This window comes from Pedobacter sp. BG31 (assembly GCF_042464845.1).
GTDB classification, from domain to species: Bacteria; Bacteroidota; Bacteroidia; order Sphingobacteriales; family Sphingobacteriaceae; genus Pedobacter; species Pedobacter suwonensis.
On record NZ_JBHNZK010000014.1, the window covers coordinates 21,299 to 38,120 of the forward strand.

Here is a 16,822-nt window from a genome sequence, read left to right on the forward strand (position 1 = left end):
GGGAAAAGACTTAAATGTTAACCAAGGAAAGACCAAAGCGTGAGCAAAAGGCCCGGTAAGTTAATGGTCAGCACCAATTAAAAGAACGGTCAGGTGAGTCAGAGCTATGCTAAAGGTAAGACCTATATTGTAGAAAAACGCCTGACCGTACAGGATGGGAAATAAAACCCTCACCTATGGATGCATTAAATAAGACAAAAAGGTATGTCTATTTTATCGGGATCGACATATCAAAAGAAACCCTGGATATCGCTGTGATGGTTCAGGGATCTGTTTTGGTGCACAATACCATCCCCAATGAACCAAAAGCGATCAAAGACCATATGCTACACCTGAAAGCTTCATTGAAGTTTACCACCAGAAATACCGTTGTTGGAATGGAAAACACTGGAATTTATGGCAACCACGTGATCAACAAGCTGAAGACACTTAAAATCGATACTGTCGTTGACCCGCCTCTTCGCATTAAAAATTCTTCGGGTTTAATCAGGGCCAAAACCGATAAAAAAGATGCTGAAAGAATCGCCCTCTACCTCTATAAATCGAGGGATATATTAAGATTAAGAATACCAAGGCGGCCAATCATCGAACAGCTGGCCGGTCTATCCACTTTGAGAAAGCGGTTGCAATCCCTTCATATCGCTATGCGGGTACCCTTAAAAGAGCACACAGGTTTTGTAAAGAAAGGCCTGATTGAACAGAACAACAGACTTTGCTCCAGGAGTTTCGATGCGCTTAGACTGGATATAAAGGATGTTGAAGATTCAATCGAGGCGACATGGAAAGCGGATGAAGAAACAAACCGCCTGATGACCCTGATGCAGTCGGTGCCCTGTGTCGGGCCCGTTGTTGCATTGGAAATCCTCATCTGCACCAACGAATTCAAAAACATAAGAACCATCAGACAGTTCGCGTCCTACGCAGGAATAGCACCCTTCCCATATAAATCAGGAACCACCATCCGTAAGAAAACCCGGGTATCAAAGATTGCCAATAAAAAAATGAAAGCGCTGCTACATAACTCTGCCGTTCTGGCCACTCTACAATCCAGGTGTAACCTGAATTAAGATATTCCTGAGCCTTTAGCACTGCCTGATGGGCATTGCGGTTTGGCCGGAAACCATAGCTGTTCGGAGAAAAATCCACTTCGTACTTTGGGCTAAGCCATAGGGAAATGGCCTGTTGGATCAACCGGTCAATGACCGTGGGGATGCCAAGCATCCTGGTACCACCGCTGCTCTTGGGTATCTCTACTTTTCTTACAGCGTCTGGCCGGTAATCGCCTGTTAAAATATCAGCCCGTAACGTTTGCCAGTTAGCATTCAGGTAGTCGCGAAGTTCATCGGTCTGCATACCATCAATACCCCCGGCACCCTTATTGGCAGTAACCTGCCTAAAGGCGCTTTGTACATTTCGGATGTCTAATATTTCTTCAAGCATAATACTAAAAAAAAACTCCTTCCCAGGCATTGTGCACATTGGTTGCACGGCTCGGCTCAGCTCCTCTTATATTTTACTCTCGGATTCCGTCCTACCCTCATATAAGCAGTTCTCTAATGTGGTTCCGCTGTAAACGCCCTGCCATAAACTTCCTGTTTCCTTTGCCATCCTAACATTTGGTCCTTCCTGCATCAAAAAAAAATGCAGTACTATGACCGCTGCTGACTTCTGATTGAGCCATTTAGCATCTCTGCTAAATGTTTCTTCTCCTGTAATCGCGCTTACTCTTGACAGAACACATTCAGATCTCCCGGGGTAAGACAATCTACTTCCTATGGATGTGGCCTCTGTATATACGTAATAGTCCCCGTGCAGTATTGGGCTTCTGTTTGTTTGGCAACATCACCCAGACTAGATCCGCCTCCTATACAGTTTCTGTTCGTAAGCCCCCATATTTGCCGCCGACTTCCTTCAGATTCGCAGTCACCCACGACACCCTTGTCTTTAGCTAACACTTCCTACTGCTAAGCGTGTTCGGGACTTTAACCCTATAGTCGATTGCCATGCCCGGCGCACCAAAAAAAGGGATGATCTTTAGACCACCCCTTAACCAAACAAACTAAGAATTATTAATTTCCAGGGACCAATGTCGGCTCAAAGGGATTATAGGGATCCCATGGCACTAATGGTGCATTTGGATCATTTGCCGCAGTATTTATTGCAATAACAACACCGTTTGATACTTGATAATATTTGTTAGTGGGTAAATCTTCTTGCAAAATATAATAACCATCAGGCAACTTTTGAGTTAATGACGAATCGAAATAGTAAAAATTATTGCCTGCATATATTCTAGTTGTAATAAACGGTGGTCTATAATTAGATCCAATATGGGTGTATTGATTTGTGTAATACACAAAATCTGTAGTTAATGGTATCGGAAAACTATATGTTGGTGTTACACCGCCTCCTGGCAGTGTACCTCCATCTATGCTGTTAAACATATCATCGTTCAAAACTACCATGTTCGTTTTAACAAGCCTAAGCGTGCTTGCTGAAATTGCAGCTTGCAAACCTCTGGAAATTCTATCATATTGGCCACTTGAGTCTAAAGTTCCGGCCATGTATTGATTATACACTTGCCAACCCCAAGATAATAAATAGGCAACTAGATCTACTTGTACAATCGGTGTTTCAGGATCGTCAGGAGTAAATGGAGGCAGTAACAAATTACCAGTTTTATCGATAGACATTAGTTTTTGTTGAGCAACTTTGGATGCAATAGGAAGTACTTGAGCAGTATTAGAATGCCAATATTGGTTTGAGCTTATTGCTATCTGCAGGGCTCCTAAAAAAGCCTCCCCTTCATTTATATCCCAAACTATGTTAATGTATTTATTCTTAAGTTGGTTAAGTTTGTTTGAAAAATAAGGTCCGGCGACAGATTGATTCATATTCAGCGAATATCCGTCCATAAAGATATCCTGAATTTCCTTGATCATACCTGCCTCTCTTAAGCTTAAGATATTGTTTTGTCTCAAGCTTGAAACCGTGGAATCAACTTTTGAATCTATCTGTTGTGAGGTTTGAGCATATACAATGGAGATGACCTTCGGAACAACTTCAGTGATTATACCCCGGCCTGATCCACTAAATTCCGGTTGGGCAAGGACATAATCGTAAATTGCATTGTTCAAATTTTTGACATCAGAGGATTGATAATACGAAAGTGTGGGCGTCGGATTACTAGGTGTTGTTGGGAATAAAGATTGTTGAAGATTAGGTCTAAAACTGTTTCCTTTAACCTTAAGTGCTACAGTCACGCCGTCATTGTGCATTTGCCCAACAACATTTGTAAGTCTTTTGAGATTTCTGTTGTATTGGACCAGATCGGGGCTAGATGTTTTGTCTGTTTCCTTTTTGCAGGAAATAATGGTCATGGCAACGCCAAGCAGCATCAATAGATGTTTTTTCATAATAAAGTTTAAGGATTAATATTTAATAATACAATATATATTTAATTAAAATGTCTTTTTTGTAGTATTTCTGTTACGGACGAATTTTTTAGAACCGCAGGTCACTTCTAAACATTACGAGTAGGCCTATTTATGTCAGCAGGCCGAGAACAAGTAAATTCAGGACGGTACACCGTCACCCCATTCCGCTTTAAAGTGACCACCTGTTCCTAGTAAACTGCCGTTCTGATCTTTCGATCAACTTTTTTAAGGCTTACTTTTGAGAATAACCTTTCAGTTTCTGCATAAAATAATGGCTCCAGGGTGTATGTCAGCAATTCAGGATGGACTACGGTCGCTTCGCTATATTGAAGGGATTACAGCGTTTTTTAAGCATTTTAATTCCTCAAATTCTTCATGCCGGATAATCATAGTGTTATTTACTGGAACTAGAAGGCTTGGTAATTGGTTATGCAGGTTTGATCACAAATGATTTTATATGTAGAATGGATTTATATCCCTGGCTTTGTGCCATATATATGGGTGAAGCGTATCGCGGGAATGGATATGGAAAACTTTTAATAGAGAAATTATTTTAATCCAGTAGTGGTGTATTTCTATTTTTTATTGGCAAGTCTATCGTTTGTTCCACCTAAACCAGCGATTCAATGTTTCATTGTGATTACGATTGCGTATTTTGTAAAATATTCGTTGCGCCTGTCATTATTGTATTTTGTTCATTACAAGTGTGTATATTCATATCATTAAACATTAAATCGTTTTACCACTAACCAAATACATCACATCTATCAACATTAGTGTTAACTATGAAAAAGAAAATTACCATTAAGACATGGGGGTTAAATACCTACGGACTGAAATTGAGCAATAAAAAACTTTTGGCAACTATATTCGCCTTCAGCTGTTTGTTTACTGCCTGTAAAAAAGATCAGTCAGATAGCGCACTGTTATCACCTGAAAAAAGCGCTCTCCATGCAACATCTAATGCGGTGGCAACCCTTTCCATACCTGCTAAAAGTGAAGCCTTACTGGCCATGCAGGTTTATAACAACCATTTTTATCATCAATACGGTACATACGGGCCTTCATATAAGGCATATTACTGGAAAGATGATAACCATACCGGTCGGATGGATTTCTGGACCCAGCAGGAAGCGATTGAAATGCTGATAGATGCCTATAATATCAATCCCGGCACCGATTTAAAAAATAAGATATCTTATTTATACAATGGCGTAAGGGATGGTTATGGTTTACTGTGGACCGACAATAAATTTAATGATGATATTGTTTGGGGGGCACTAATGTGTGTAAGGGCTTTTAAAATAACCAATGACGGCGGCATGCTGGATATGGCAAAAAACAACTTTAACATGATGTGGAACCGCGCCTGGGATACCCAATCGTTAGGTGGTGGCTTATGGTGGACTACCGATAACCAGACTAAAAATACCTGTGTAAACGCGCCGGCAGTGATATGTGCGATGCTGTTGTACCAGGCAACAGGCGATGTAAGTTATAAAAACAAGGCTAAGCTCATTATGGATTGGATGGTGAACAGGCTTTACGATTCATCAAGCGGTGAAGTAAAAGGGGCAATAAACAAGGCCGGTAATATTACCGAGGGTGCGCTTTCTTATACGCAGGGAACTTTTATTGGCGCATGTGATTTATTACGTGCTGATTTCCCTGCAATAAACTACCTGGCAATGGGTACCAAAGCGATGGATTATGCACGCAATAGCCTTTGTAACACCCCCGGAGGAATTTTAAAAGATGAGAATGGCATTGCTGATACACAGGGCATGAAAAGTATTTTTGCACGCTGGGCCTGCCTTTTTGTAAAAAATACCGGTACAGCTAGTAATTACGGGCCCTGGCTTGATGCCAATGCAACACAGGCATGGTCTATCCGCAATAACCAGGGCCTGATGTGGAATATATGGGGAACCCGCACTCCGGAAAGCACAAGGAATGCTTTTGAAACTACCTGCGGCGTTGCGATGGTTAACGGCATTTACTATTATCGTTAATGATTAAGGTGTAATAAAAATGCAAGGGCTACGGTGCCCGCTGTAATCGTCCAGCGGGCTAGCGATGCGATTATTTAAGTTAAAGGAAATCTATGGAAGTTTGGATTAATTGTCGCCTGACAAGGATGGCGCTTTAAAGCTGATACGCTTGAGGAAATCTAACAGCACTTTTTCACCCTGTTCCCTATTCTCTGCTTCCTGATATTCCCTTCAATCCTTTTTTGTCGGAAATAAAGGAACTGTAATATTCATCACCGTTCTTTAACGACATGATAAGGAACCTGGTATTGTTAATCTTGATGATCTCCGCCCTGTTGATATTGGATTTTAATCCAAGCTCGTTCATGCCTCCAAGCCATTCGTCCCTGCGGTCCTCGAGTGCCTTTAAATTGTTTTTTGTTTCGTTGTAATCTGAAAATGCCAGAAGCACTTTGCCAACCTCATATAGGTGTTTGTACTGCGATATGGCCATAGTGGATTTAAACCTGCTTTTTGTATCTGCAGATAGGTTATTATTGTTGATCCTTTGGGATTTTTGGGGAAGCTCAACATTGGCTACCTTGCTTAACGGCTCTTCCTGCTGTAAGATGGAAAGGCAGCTCAATAATGCTGCAATTAGTATTGTTTTCATGTCTGTTCTCTTTTTTGTTTATTATTCTACCGATCCCGGGTTACAATTAAATTCAGTAACATTTCCATCCGAACCCAGAACCATGGGCTTCATCACATTGTTGCTGTCGGATTTATAAAGATTGATCCGCATTGCCCAATAGGCCAAGGATTGCCTTAGTGCTTCCTCCTGGCTGGCTCATCAGCAGGACATAGTTTTCATTATAGGCCGTGATATCATTCTTATAGGTTGCATAAGCCGCGCTTAGCTGGGTCCAGTCCTTAACAGTTACTACATAGTTACCACCAGAAGTAAGTACCGTAATAGAAACATTCTGTTTGTAAAATGTAATATCAGCCGCCCCTGCATTCTGAAGAGCCGTATTGTATTATTGATAAATATTTCCTTCAAATAAAAAAAACTTACCGTAAATAATGATAGTATCTAAGTTTATACTAGCGAATCTTATGACATTAATTCGAAAAATATAGGGCAAATTTAAACAAGTTATTCTGATTCAGAGTTCAAGGAAGTTTTCTCAAGCAAGTAAGAGAGTTTTTTAGTGATTTCTTAAAAAACAACAAGGTCATCCAGACGGCAGCTGGTCCAAATATAACTTCGTGTTGTGAGACATTTTATTTTTGTTTTAAACAAACGTTAGTCATATTAAGGATAGCAAATCTTAGATAAAGTTAAACTTGAATAGGAAATTATCTGGGCCGATTCGCACCAGACTTATTCAGATTGAAGGTTAAGCACTTATAACAGCAAGTTACGGGTTAAATTACAATATTAAATTCTTTGTTATACTTCCTGCAGGGATATTGCTTTTAAAACATGTGCAAAAATTAATTAGCCACGGAAACACAGAAATCACGGAGTATTAAAATTTTTCCGTGTTTTTCGTGCTTCCGTGGCAAACATAAATGCTTAGGCATGCGCAGAAAGAGCTAGAACTAACAGAGAAAAGTTAAAAGCGATTTCCCTGATACTTCCTGGACCTTCGGTCGGCGTGAACTTTCTTAAGTTAAGTATTTTCTGTATTTCACTTCCAAACTAAATTTCATTCCGCATACACGATTAACTTGGTGTATGTAAGCGATTTCAGGTTTCGCCAAACCTACTGCGTTAATTGCTGTTGCTAATGGTATACAATGGCTAAGTAATGGAGAAAAAGAACAAGACCAACACGATACGGGTAAAGGGTGCGCGGGAACATAACCTAAAAGATATTTCTGTTGAGATCCCCCGTGATAAACTGGTGGTATTTACCGGTGTTTCAGGATCAGGAAAATCATCGCTTGCATTTGGCACACTTTATGCCGAGGCGCAGCGGCGTTACCTGGAATCTGTTTCGCCTTATGCCCGCAGGCTTTTTAACCAGATGGGTGTACCCGAAGTAGACGCCATAGAGGGCTTACCCCCTGCAGTTGCCTTACAACAGCAGCGTTCAGGAGCCTCTACCAGATCGTCAGTTGGTAGCGTAACCACTTTATCGAACCTCCTCAGGATGCTTTTCTCGCGGGCGGGAGACTATCCTTCCGGTCAATCCATCATTTATGCCGAGGGCTTTTCTCCCAATACACCTGAAGGTGCCTGCAGCGAGTGCCATGGTATGGGCAGTGTATTTGAAGTGAATGAGCAAACTATGGTACCTAACGATACGCTGAGCATCAGGGAAGGTGCCATCGCCTCCTGGCCACGGGCATGGCAGGGCCAAAACCAGCGCGACATCCTGGTATCGATGGGTTTCGATGTGGATACGCCATGGAAAAAATTGCCAAAAAAGCAAAGGGATTGGATACTGTTTACAGAAGAAACGCCTACAGCGCCGGTTTATCCTGGCCTTTCGCCAAAAGAAACTGCTGTAGCGGTTGCCAGAAAGCAATCGCCGGATTATATGGGTACCTTTATTGGTGCCCGCGCCTACGTATTAAAAACCTTTGCATCAAGCCAGTCTGAACTGATGAAAAAAAGGGTTTCGAAATATATGATCAGCAAGGCATGCCCCGTTTGCGGGGGCAAGCGGCTCAAAAAAGAAGCACTGTCTGTAAAATTTAAGGGCAAAGATATTGCTGAAACTGCCCGATTAACATTAGCCGAACTTTCCAGGCTCTTTAGTGAACCTGCCGCGAATAAAAAGGAGGTAAAACCAGAAGAAAAGCAGCTGGTGATACAAAGAATTGCGGTAGACATACGCGCCAGGATCAGTGTGATGCTGGAGCTGGGCTTGGGTTACCTTACCCTCGACAGAAGTACCCCTACCCTTTCTCCGGGCGAGTTACAGCGCCTGCGTTTATCAACCCAGGTACACTCCAATCTTTTCGGTGTGGTTTATGTGCTTGATGAGCCCTCGGCCGGATTACACCCGGCAGATACCGAAGCTTTATTAAGTATACTGGAGAAATTAAAAAGCGCAGGGAACAGCATATTTGTAGTGGAACATGAAATAGAGGTGATTAGGCGCGCAGACTGGATTATTGATGTAGGGCCTGGTGCAGGCGCGCAGGGCGGACAGATTATGTACAGCGGCACCGTTGCCGGGCTGAAAAAAAATACCGCCTCTGTTACCGCAAAGTTTCTTAAGGGCACCAGCAGCCTTACCGAACACCAGCCCAGAACACCCAAAGGGCAACTCTGCTTGCGGGGTGCTAAAAGACACAATTTGAAGGATGTGGACATTGACTTTCCGCTGGGCGTGATGACCACGGTGACGGGAATTTCGGGTTCGGGGAAAAGCAGTTTGGTGAGCCAGGTACTGGTGGAGTTACTTGCCAGGCAATTGGGCATGCCGGCTGAACCCGATAGCGAACCTACAGATGAAGGTGTGTTAGCAGACAGCACAAAGCCGGCGGGAGGAAAAATAACCGGCGGCGGCGGGCAGCTAAGCAGATTGGTAGTAGTAGATCAGCGCCCCATCGGCAGAACCCCCAGATCAAACCTGGCTACCTATACCGGAATTTTTGACCATATACGCAAACGCTTTGCCGACACACCTGCGGCCAGAAAAAAACGCTACGATGCCGGGCGCTTTTCTTTTAACCTGGCCAAGGGCCGTTGTGCCAATTGCCAGGGCGAAGGTTTTGTGATGGTAGAACTGCTGTTTTTACCGAGTGTATATACCCCCTGCCCGGCCTGCGGAGGCACCCGGTACAACCCCGAAACTTTACAGGTAACCTATAGCGATAAAAATATTGCGCAGGTTTTGGAAATGACGGTTGAAGAAGCATGCTACTTTTTTGATGAAGACCTGCAGATTTACCAGGGCCTTAATGTGGTACGGGAGGTTGGCCTTGGTTACCTGAGGCTCGGCCAATCGGCCACTGAACTATCTGGTGGGGAGGCACAGCGCATTAAATTAGCAACTGAACTGCAAAAAAATAACAAAGGCTCTGCACTTTACATCCTTGATGAGCCCACAACGGGCCTCCACCCGGCTGATGTGGAACTGCTGCTGTTACAGCTGAACAGGCTTGTAGATACCGGAAACACCGTAATTGTGGTGGAGCATGATATGCAGCTGATTGCACAAAGCGACTGGGTAATTGATATTGGCCCCGGAGCCGGAAACGAAGGTGGAAAGGTGGTGTTTGCGGGCCTTCCTGAAGCACTATGCAAAAGCCCCGATAGTAAAACTGCCAGGTACCTGAAGGCGTACAAAAACCAGTAATCAGTTTTATGAAAATTGCTTTTAGAAAGTATAGCGGATAGAACTGTTGAGTCTGTTTGGCGCAATACCTGCATTGCGTATTGCACAAAACAAAACCAGGCCTGAACGGGCCATCATCATTTTACGCAAGCTGCCAGCCGTTACTTGCTCCTGAATACCATGTTCCTTTAATTGTATTAAGCAGTAATGATGCCTGTATAATCGCTTTAGGCAATGAGGCGAAAGCCGGTGGCATTGTCATGGGGCCGCTATTCCTTTAAGATTCATTTTTGCTGCTACCTTCTGGCAGTTGCCAACCCAAAACAAGCATAAAGAGAAGCCGCCCTATAAAAGACATCCGACACTTAGCCTTCGGAGCATTTTGTTAATATTAATTTAACATTACCGCTGTTTTTTATTGATACCTTCGCCCCCGCATTTTAAAATGATCTGATTAGCGCCAACTCGTTAGACATTTAAAAAACAATGAAATTTAAAAACATCCTTATCTATTCAGGATTTATCGGAGTCCTGTCCCTGTCTGCCTGTTCGAAAAAAATAGCCGTTGAAGGAGAAACACCCGTAACCCCACCAAAAGCGCCAACTGCTTACACCATTACCGAAACTTTTGAAGCCGGAACCAAAGCCAGTTATGCATTAGACAGTGTACAGCTGTTAACCGGTAAATGGACTTTGAGCGATGCCCTTTTGGGCAACCTTGCCGCTGATGCCAGGAATGGCACAAAATCAATCCGTTTAAGAACAGGTTATTTAGCGATGAACTTTGATGTGGTAGGTGCTAAAATGCTTTATGTATCGCATGCCAAATACGGCACTGATGCCAATTCTACCTGGCAGCTTTTAGCTTCTACAGATGGCGGAAAAACCTATGCCCAGCTGGGTACCGATATTAGCGAAACCAGTACCACGCTCGTAACAGATTCATTTAAGGTGAGCACGACCGGAAAAATCCGTTTCCAGATTAAAAAAGCGGGTACCACCAGAATCAATATTGATGATATTATTTTTAAAGGTACAGGTGACCCGGGTATAACGGTAGGTGCCCCGGATACCGACCCAACAGACAATGGCAATACCGGCACTGCTGCACCAGGCAGAGGTACGCCTGATGCCGGTGCAGATGCACCACCGGCAGGTGGCGACAATTCTAACCTGTTGTTTGGTAATCCCTCAGGCGCGCAGGCCAATATTATCTCAGCAGAAAATTACCTGATTGATCAAAAATATTATGTAGAGAGCTATAGCATGACCCGCGGTATACCAAATTGGGTAAGCTGGCATTTAGATCCAAACAATTTTAACGGGGCCGTAACCAGAAAAGACGATTTTGCTTCTTTTACCGGACTGCCAACCAACTGGTACCAGGTACAGAGCAATAGCTATTCGGGTTCGGGTTTTGACAGGGGCCATAATTGCCCAAGCGGCGACCGCACCAGTTCCAGCGGCGCCAACTCCGCTACATTTCTGATGACCAACATGATCCCCCAGGCACCAAACAATAACCAGAAAACCTGGGAATCGTTTGAAAGTTACCTCCGTGCCCATGCCTTAAACGGTTATGAAGTTTATGTAATGATGGGCAGCTACGGCACCGGCGGAATCGGCTCTGCAAGTGCATCGGTAATTAATACCATTAACAACGGGAAAGTAACCGTTCCGGCCAATGTATGGAAAGTGGCCGTACTGTTAAAAACAGGTGATAATGATTTAAGCCGCGTAACGGCATCGACAAGGGTAATTGCCATAAATACCCCTAACGTAAATACCATTGGTGCCAACTGGAAAGATTATATTGTAACGGTAAGGGATATTGAAAGCGCAACGGGCTATAACCTGCTTTCTAACCTGCCACAAAATATCCAGGATGTGGTGGAGAAAGTGAAAGACCCGGGTAACTAATTTAAATAAGATAAACACCCCAGGCCTAAGCGCATTTAAGACCATAACAGCCGTATCCCTAAAAAAGATACGGCTGTTGTGATGTTGGCCAGGTAAAAACAGCCCGCATGGTTTTATTATTTGCAAACCGTGTATCGAACCTGACCCGCCTTTAGCACACGGAGCCTGGTAGTGATTGCACTTACAGAGATATGTTGCCTGTTTATCGGCTGTTTAGGCCCCGCGCTGCCGGTAGCAGGGATAACACCAAATTTAACGCCTGAAGATTCCGCACCTGCAATACACCAGATTCCCCAATTCCCGCACACCAGATTAAAAAAACCTATCCCGTATTTTATTGTTAACCATAAAGCTTAGTTAACAAAACCACTATGGAAACAGATCCGCAGCACCCGCATCCCCAAGGGATGGAAACCCATTTAATTACCCTGAAGATAAATGGAAAACACCATAGCACCAATATCCGCCCCTGGGTGAGCCTGTTAGACTGTTTACGTGATCATCTGGATCTGACCGGAACCAAAAAGGGCTGTGACCACGGGCAGTGCGGCGCCTGCACCGTAATATGTGATGGAAAGCGCATTTTAAGCTGCCTGAGCCTGGCGGTAATGAAAGACGGGGCAGAAATTACCACGGTAGAAGGAATTGCAACTGAAAACGGCCTTCACCCCCTGCAGCAGGCTTTTATAGACCATGATGCTTTCCAGTGCGGCTATTGTACGCCAGGGCAGCTTTGCAGTGCTTTAGGCCTTTTATCAGAAGGCAGGGCTTCCTCGCGTGAGGAAGTAAAAGAACTGATGAGTGGCAACCTTTGCCGTTGCGGCGCCAATGTGGGCATTATAGATGCGATTATGCAGGTAAAAGACGGAGGAAATGATGAATAATTTCAAGTTTCTCACCGCGCCCGATGTACCTGCTGCCATTCAGCTTACCGATGATCAGCCCCTTGCTGCTTTCATAGCCGGCGGCACCAACCTGCTCGACTTATGGAAGTACAATCTGGTTAACCCTACAGCGCTGATCGACATCAGCCAGCTGGCCGCACTCTCAGCATTGCGTGAACTCGAAAATGGAGGGTTTAGGCTGGGTGCTGCTGCAAAAAACGCCGAAACCGCCTACCACCCTATCATCGAATCCCGATATCCCCTGTTATCAAAGGCCATACTGGCAGGTGCTTCGGCGCAGATCCGCAACATGGCCAGTAACGGGGGCAACCTGCTGCAGCGTACGCGATGTTATTATTTTTATGACCATCAGGTACCCTGCAACAAAAGGGTACCGGGCTCGGGCTGTCCGGCCAGGGAGGGTTATAACCGGATGCATGCCATACTCGGTGCCAGTGAAGCCTGTATTGCCGTGTTCCCATCGGATATGTGCATAGCATTGGCCGCACTGGAGGCTCGGATAAATGTAACGGGTGTAGATGGCGAACGCAGCCTGGCATTTTCAGATTTCCACCGCCTGCCCGGCGAAAGGCCCGAGCTTGACAACAACCTGAAACCAGGTGAACTGATTACCTCGATAGATCTGCCTGAAAAAGGCTTTCCCCTGAATTATTCCTACCTGAAACTCCGCGACCGCCACTCTTATGCTTTTGCGCTGGTTTCGGTAGCTACCGCACTGGAAATGGACGGCCATACCATCAAAGAGGCCAGGATTGCCCTTGGCGGGGTGGCCCACAAACCCTGGCGTTCCCTGGAAGCGGAAGAATTTCTCCGCGAAAAAACGGCATGCCGGGAAAACTTTGCTGCGGCTGCAGATATTATCCTTGGGGGAGCGGTGGGATTTGAATATAACCGTTTTAAGATTAAACTGGCAAAGAATGCCATTATACGCAACGGCATGATGGCACTCGATCCGGATGCACAGCTACCAGGCGCACAACCCTCCTTGTAATCAAATACCTAACAAGATCAACATGAATACAGATAAAAACGTAGGCCGGCCGATTAGCCGTTTGGAGGGAAGGGAAAAAGTTACCGGAGCAGCCAGGTATGCTGCCGAATATCCACTGGAGGGCCTGCTGCACGGCTATGTGGTGAGCAGCCCGATTACCAAAGGAAAGATTGTGGAAATTGATACCTCGGAAGCTATGGCCATACCGGGCGTGGTGGATATCCTCTCGCACCTCAACCGCCCCAAACTGGCCTGGTTCGATTTGCAGTATACTGATATGGATGCCCCTCCGGGAACTGTGTTTAAACCCCTCTATGATGAAAACATCCTTTATAATGGCCAGCCTGTTGCGCTGGTGGTTGCCCGTGACTTTGAGACGGCCAGGTATGCATCCACCAGAATAGTTTTCCGTTACCAGCAGGAACCGCACCAAAGTTGTCTGGAAAAACACCTGAATAAGGCCAGAGCGCCTAAAAAAGGATTGGCTACCGCACTTAAACCACCACCCCCGCCCCCGACAGGGGATTTTGAAAACGCGTTCGAAAACGCTGCAGTAAAGGTAAGCGCAACATACCAACACGGCACCGAACACCATAACCCCATTGAACTCTTTGCCACCACAACCCTTTACCAGGGGGATGGAAAGCTGACCATTTACGATAAAACCCAGGGCACCATCAATAACCAGCTTTTTATTGCCAATGTGTTCGGGCTCCATTATAAGGACGTAAGGGTACTTGCCCCGTTTGTAGGGGGTGCATTCGGTTCGGGGCTCAGGCCACAGTACCAGTTGTTCCTGTGTGTAATGGCAGCCCTGCATTTAAAAAGCCATGTACGTGTGGTACTGGACAGAAAGCAGATGTTCTCGTTTAGCCACAGGCCGCCGGCGGTACAACAGATGCGTTTTGCCACCGACATTAATGGAAAACTTACCGCGCTTGGCCACAGCACACTTGCCGAAACCTCGAATTTTGAAGACTATACCGAGCCCACCTCCAACTGGAGCCATAAACTCTACCCTGCCCCGAACACGCTTTTTGAACATAAAGTTGTGCCATTGGATGTTTATACCCCGATGGATATGCGCGCACCCGGTGGTAGTACGGCACTCCATGCCATTGAATGCACCATGGATGAACTGGCCTATAAGCTTAAGATAGATCCACTGGAACTCCGCCTGCTCAACTATTCGGATGTTGATCCATCGGCAGGAAAACCATATACCAGCAAAGCGCTAAGGGAATGCTACCTGGAGGCGGCAGCAAAATTCGGATGGGACAAACGTATTGCGGAACCGCGTAGCATGCAACGCGGCAATAAACTTGTTGGTTACGGCATGGCGACCGGGATCTGGGATGCCTTCCAGTTTCCTTCGAGGGTGCAGATCATGATCAACAGCGAAGGGAAAATGGTGGTTGACAATGCCACTACCGATATTGGTACGGGAACCCTGACGGTGATGACCCAGATAGCAGCAGATGAACTGGGACTGGAGATGGCTGATGTGGAATTCAGGTACGGGGACAGCAAAAAACCCTTTTCGATGTTCCAGGGCGGATCAGCAATCACCTCTTCAACAGGGGTTGCCATTGTGGTTGCCGCCAGATCGATGCGTAAAAAACTGTTAAAAAAAGCAGCGGAGATGAATGGTTCCCCTTTCAGGAAGGCAAAGGAAGAAGAAGTCGTTTTTTTTTCGGGCCATATCCATCTTAAAAATGATCCCACCTTAAAAATAAGCCTGAAGGACATCGTTGCCTTTAATAAAGGTGTGGCCATTAAAACCACAAAAATGGGCAGGCCCCACATGCTTAAACTGCGGAAATACAGCCTGGCCACCCACAGCGCTTCGTTTGTGGAAGTGGAGGTAGATCGCGACCTTGGAACCATCACCCTCACCCGGGCAGTAACCGCTGTTGCGGCCGGAAAAATCATCAACCCCAAAACAGCTAAAAGCCAGATCCTCGGCTCAATGGTATGGGGTATTAGTAAGGCACTCCATGAGGAATCGATTATGGATCCGCAGCTTGGCAAATACATCAATGCCAACCTGGGAGAATACCATATCCCCGTACATGCCGACATTGGTGAACTGGAAGTGATATTTGCCGATGAAAAGGACAGCCTGATCAATGAGCTGGGCACCAAGGGTGTTGGTGAAATCGGATTGGTAGGCATGCCGGCCGCAATCTCCAATGCCATTTACCATGCCACCGGTAAACGTATTTACAAGCTTCCGATCCATTTTGATGAACTGATCTGACCGCTGGCAAAAACGCCACGGGAAACGATAGCAAAAGTAGCGGGATATGGATAGCAAGAAACGGAAAGATTAAATGGAAAGAAATGATATCAAGGCCGGGCGTTTGCACCAACCCTTAATAAACGACCGCTGTTAAAGACCTTTTCATTTTTTAAACTAAATGAACAAAATGAGTATACAGAACATAGATTACCTGGGTTCCCTTTTAAATGCAGATGAGCTGAACTCACTTAAAAAAGCGGCAGAACGACATTCGCAGCAGTCGAATATAGATTTCAAAATCGTTTCAGTTGATGATAAGATGGTAGAAATAGAGACAACTCAAGGGGAGACCGCCTCAGGCAAATATGCTACCCAGCAGGTGCTACTGAAAAGAACAGCAGAACTGTTAAAAAAAAGGCTACCAGGATAAAAGCTGCAGATCACGGCAAATGCTGTTCTACCCGCTCCGGCCGATGTAGTTGATGTTTCCTGGATTGATCAGAAAATGCAGGAAAAGGGACTGCGGATCAAGCAGATTGCCTTTGAAACCGGTATTGACTGCGAAAGTATTTCAGACTGGGTAACAGGTAAAAAAGCTATGGGCAAAACCGTTAAGGCGATGTTTTATTTTTACCTGTCGGGATAATTTGCAGATCAGCCAATCCAAACGGAGAAATTAAACCAAAAAACCTATACAATTGATCAAAATGAAAGAACAAGGCAAAAGCATCCAGCCGTTTGAAATGGATATCGATCAGGATGGTGATCGTAAAATAATCAGTATACAGGAGGAAAACGGTGTATTTGAGATTATTCATGATGGAAGGTTGATCGGTGCACTCAAGCCACCAGGGGAAGAATGGCAGCTACTTGATTATAGGGAAATTACCGGGAAGATTGCATTGTTTGAACCTGACCTTGAAGCCGAAAAAAAAGGGATCGAACTGCACGCACCCCTGGTCAATCAGATCGTTGGTGAAATTGAGAATCACCTGAAGTAGCCGCTAAGTTATCGTGATGGTGACCAGCTTGGCCGGAATACAGTTTGGAGGCTTT

At 45.0% G+C, this 16,822-nt stretch carries 14 protein-coding genes and 1 pseudogene; 12 read left to right on the forward strand and 3 right to left on the reverse strand.

What is annotated here, in order from left to right; genetic code table 11:
* Positions 1-176: 176 nt before the first annotated feature.
* On the forward strand, positions 177-1,067 hold the full coding sequence (locus ACFE6N_RS16170) for an IS110 family transposase (protein ID WP_378938126.1): 891 nt from the start codon (positions 177-179) through the stop codon (positions 1,065-1,067).
* Positions 1,068-1,101: 34 nt separating this feature from the next.
* Here the strand turns inward: ACFE6N_RS16170 and ACFE6N_RS16175 are convergent.
* Positions 1,102-1,479 (reverse strand): annotated as a pseudogene (locus ACFE6N_RS16175) (group II intron reverse transcriptase/maturase); the annotation flags it as partial.
* A 590-nt stretch (positions 1,480-2,069) separates the two neighbouring features.
* A complete protein-coding gene (locus tag ACFE6N_RS16180; RefSeq protein ID WP_378938128.1) occupies positions 2,070-3,416 on the reverse strand; it encodes a hypothetical protein in 1,347 nt (448 codons plus the stop codon).
* A gap of 422 nt (positions 3,417-3,838) precedes the next feature.
* Here ACFE6N_RS16180 and ACFE6N_RS16185 point away from each other — a divergent pair, with 422 nt between their 5' ends.
* Together ACFE6N_RS16185 and ACFE6N_RS16190 are read left to right on the forward strand one after the other, a co-directional pair.
* Complete coding sequence (locus ACFE6N_RS16185) at positions 3,839-3,994, forward strand: GNAT family N-acetyltransferase (protein ID WP_378938314.1); 156 nt, start codon at positions 3,839-3,841, stop codon at positions 3,992-3,994.
* 228 nt (positions 3,995-4,222) lie between these two features.
* Positions 4,223-5,449, forward strand: a complete 1,227-nt coding sequence (locus ACFE6N_RS16190; RefSeq protein WP_378938130.1) for a glycoside hydrolase family 76 protein — start codon at positions 4,223-4,225, stop codon at positions 5,447-5,449.
* Positions 5,450-5,633: 184 nt separating this feature from the next.
* On the opposite strand, the gene ACFE6N_RS16195 is transcribed toward ACFE6N_RS16190, so the two are convergent.
* Positions 5,634-6,080: a hypothetical protein gene (locus ACFE6N_RS16195; RefSeq protein ID WP_378938132.1), complete on the reverse strand. Its 447-nt coding sequence runs from the start codon at positions 6,078-6,080 to the stop codon at positions 5,634-5,636.
* A gap of 1,144 nt (positions 6,081-7,224) precedes the next feature.
* Here ACFE6N_RS16195 and uvrA point away from each other — a divergent pair.
* The 9 genes from uvrA to ACFE6N_RS16240 all read left to right on the forward strand — a co-directional run bounded on the left by uvrA (position 7,225) and on the right by ACFE6N_RS16240 (position 16,767).
* On the forward strand, positions 7,225-9,729 hold the full coding sequence (gene uvrA, locus ACFE6N_RS16200) for an excinuclease ABC subunit UvrA (RefSeq protein ID WP_378938134.1): 2,505 nt from the start codon (positions 7,225-7,227) through the stop codon (positions 9,727-9,729).
* An 80-nt stretch (positions 9,730-9,809) separates the two neighbouring features.
* Positions 9,810-9,989 (forward strand): hypothetical protein, encoded by a 180-nt coding sequence (locus ACFE6N_RS16205; protein ID WP_378938136.1) that lies wholly within the window; start codon positions 9,810-9,812, stop codon positions 9,987-9,989.
* Between the two features lie 205 nt (positions 9,990-10,194).
* Positions 10,195-11,628: a DNA/RNA non-specific endonuclease gene (locus ACFE6N_RS16210; protein WP_378938138.1), complete on the forward strand. Its 1,434-nt coding sequence runs from the start codon at positions 10,195-10,197 to the stop codon at positions 11,626-11,628.
* Positions 11,629-11,999: 371 nt separating this feature from the next.
* Positions 12,000-12,512 carry a (2Fe-2S)-binding protein gene (locus ACFE6N_RS16215; protein ID WP_378938140.1) on the forward strand — a complete coding sequence of 171 codons (513 nt, stop codon included), beginning with the start codon at positions 12,000-12,002 and terminating at the stop codon, positions 12,510-12,512.
* On the forward strand, positions 12,502-13,524 hold the full coding sequence (locus ACFE6N_RS16220) for an FAD binding domain-containing protein (RefSeq protein WP_378938142.1): 1,023 nt from the start codon (positions 12,502-12,504) through the stop codon (positions 13,522-13,524). Before ACFE6N_RS16215 ends, ACFE6N_RS16220 begins: the two co-directional genes overlap by 11 nt.
* A 22-nt stretch (positions 13,525-13,546) precedes the next feature.
* A complete protein-coding gene (locus ACFE6N_RS16225; protein WP_378938144.1) occupies positions 13,547-15,784 on the forward strand; it encodes a xanthine dehydrogenase family protein molybdopterin-binding subunit in 2,238 nt (745 codons plus the stop codon).
* Positions 15,785-15,953: 169 nt separating this feature from the next.
* Positions 15,954-16,196, forward strand: a complete 243-nt coding sequence (locus ACFE6N_RS16230) for a hypothetical protein (protein WP_378938146.1) — start codon at positions 15,954-15,956, stop codon at positions 16,194-16,196.
* 75 nt (positions 16,197-16,271) lie between these two features.
* Positions 16,272-16,412, forward strand: coding sequence for a hypothetical protein (locus ACFE6N_RS16235; protein WP_378938148.1), 141 nt, complete (start codon positions 16,272-16,274; stop codon positions 16,410-16,412).
* A gap of 61 nt (positions 16,413-16,473) precedes the next feature.
* Entirely contained in the window at positions 16,474-16,767 is a 294-nt protein-coding gene (locus ACFE6N_RS16240) for a hypothetical protein (RefSeq protein ID WP_378938150.1), read from the forward strand.
* Positions 16,768-16,822: the final 55 nt, after the last annotated feature.

Excerpts from the sequence above, each read along its gene's own strand:
- uvrA (WP_378938134.1), top strand. The coding sequence starts at position 7,225 with ATGGAGAAAAAGAACAAGACCAACACGATACGGGTAAAGGGTGCGCGG.
- ACFE6N_RS16180 (WP_378938128.1), bottom strand. The coding sequence starts at position 3,416 with ATGAAAAAACATCTATTGATGCTGCTTGGCGTTGCCATGACCATTATT.
- ACFE6N_RS16230 (WP_378938146.1), top strand. The coding sequence starts at position 15,954 with ATGAGTATACAGAACATAGATTACCTGGGTTCCCTTTTAAATGCAGAT.
- ACFE6N_RS16240 (WP_378938150.1), top strand. The coding sequence starts at position 16,474 with ATGAAAGAACAAGGCAAAAGCATCCAGCCGTTTGAAATGGATATCGAT.
- ACFE6N_RS16220 (WP_378938142.1), top strand. The coding sequence starts at position 12,502 with ATGATGAATAATTTCAAGTTTCTCACCGCGCCCGATGTACCTGCTGCC.
- ACFE6N_RS16215 (WP_378938140.1), top strand. The coding sequence starts at position 12,000 with ATGGAAACAGATCCGCAGCACCCGCATCCCCAAGGGATGGAAACCCAT.
- ACFE6N_RS16225 (WP_378938144.1), top strand. The coding sequence starts at position 13,547 with ATGAATACAGATAAAAACGTAGGCCGGCCGATTAGCCGTTTGGAGGGA.
- ACFE6N_RS16210 (WP_378938138.1), top strand. The coding sequence starts at position 10,195 with ATGAAATTTAAAAACATCCTTATCTATTCAGGATTTATCGGAGTCCTG.
- ACFE6N_RS16195 (WP_378938132.1), bottom strand. The coding sequence starts at position 6,080 with ATGAAAACAATACTAATTGCAGCATTATTGAGCTGCCTTTCCATCTTA.
- ACFE6N_RS16170 (WP_378938126.1), top strand. The coding sequence starts at position 177 with ATGGATGCATTAAATAAGACAAAAAGGTATGTCTATTTTATCGGGATC.
- ACFE6N_RS16190 (WP_378938130.1), top strand. The coding sequence starts at position 4,223 with ATGAAAAAGAAAATTACCATTAAGACATGGGGGTTAAATACCTACGGA.
- ACFE6N_RS16235 (WP_378938148.1), top strand. The coding sequence starts at position 16,272 with ATGCAGGAAAAGGGACTGCGGATCAAGCAGATTGCCTTTGAAACCGGT.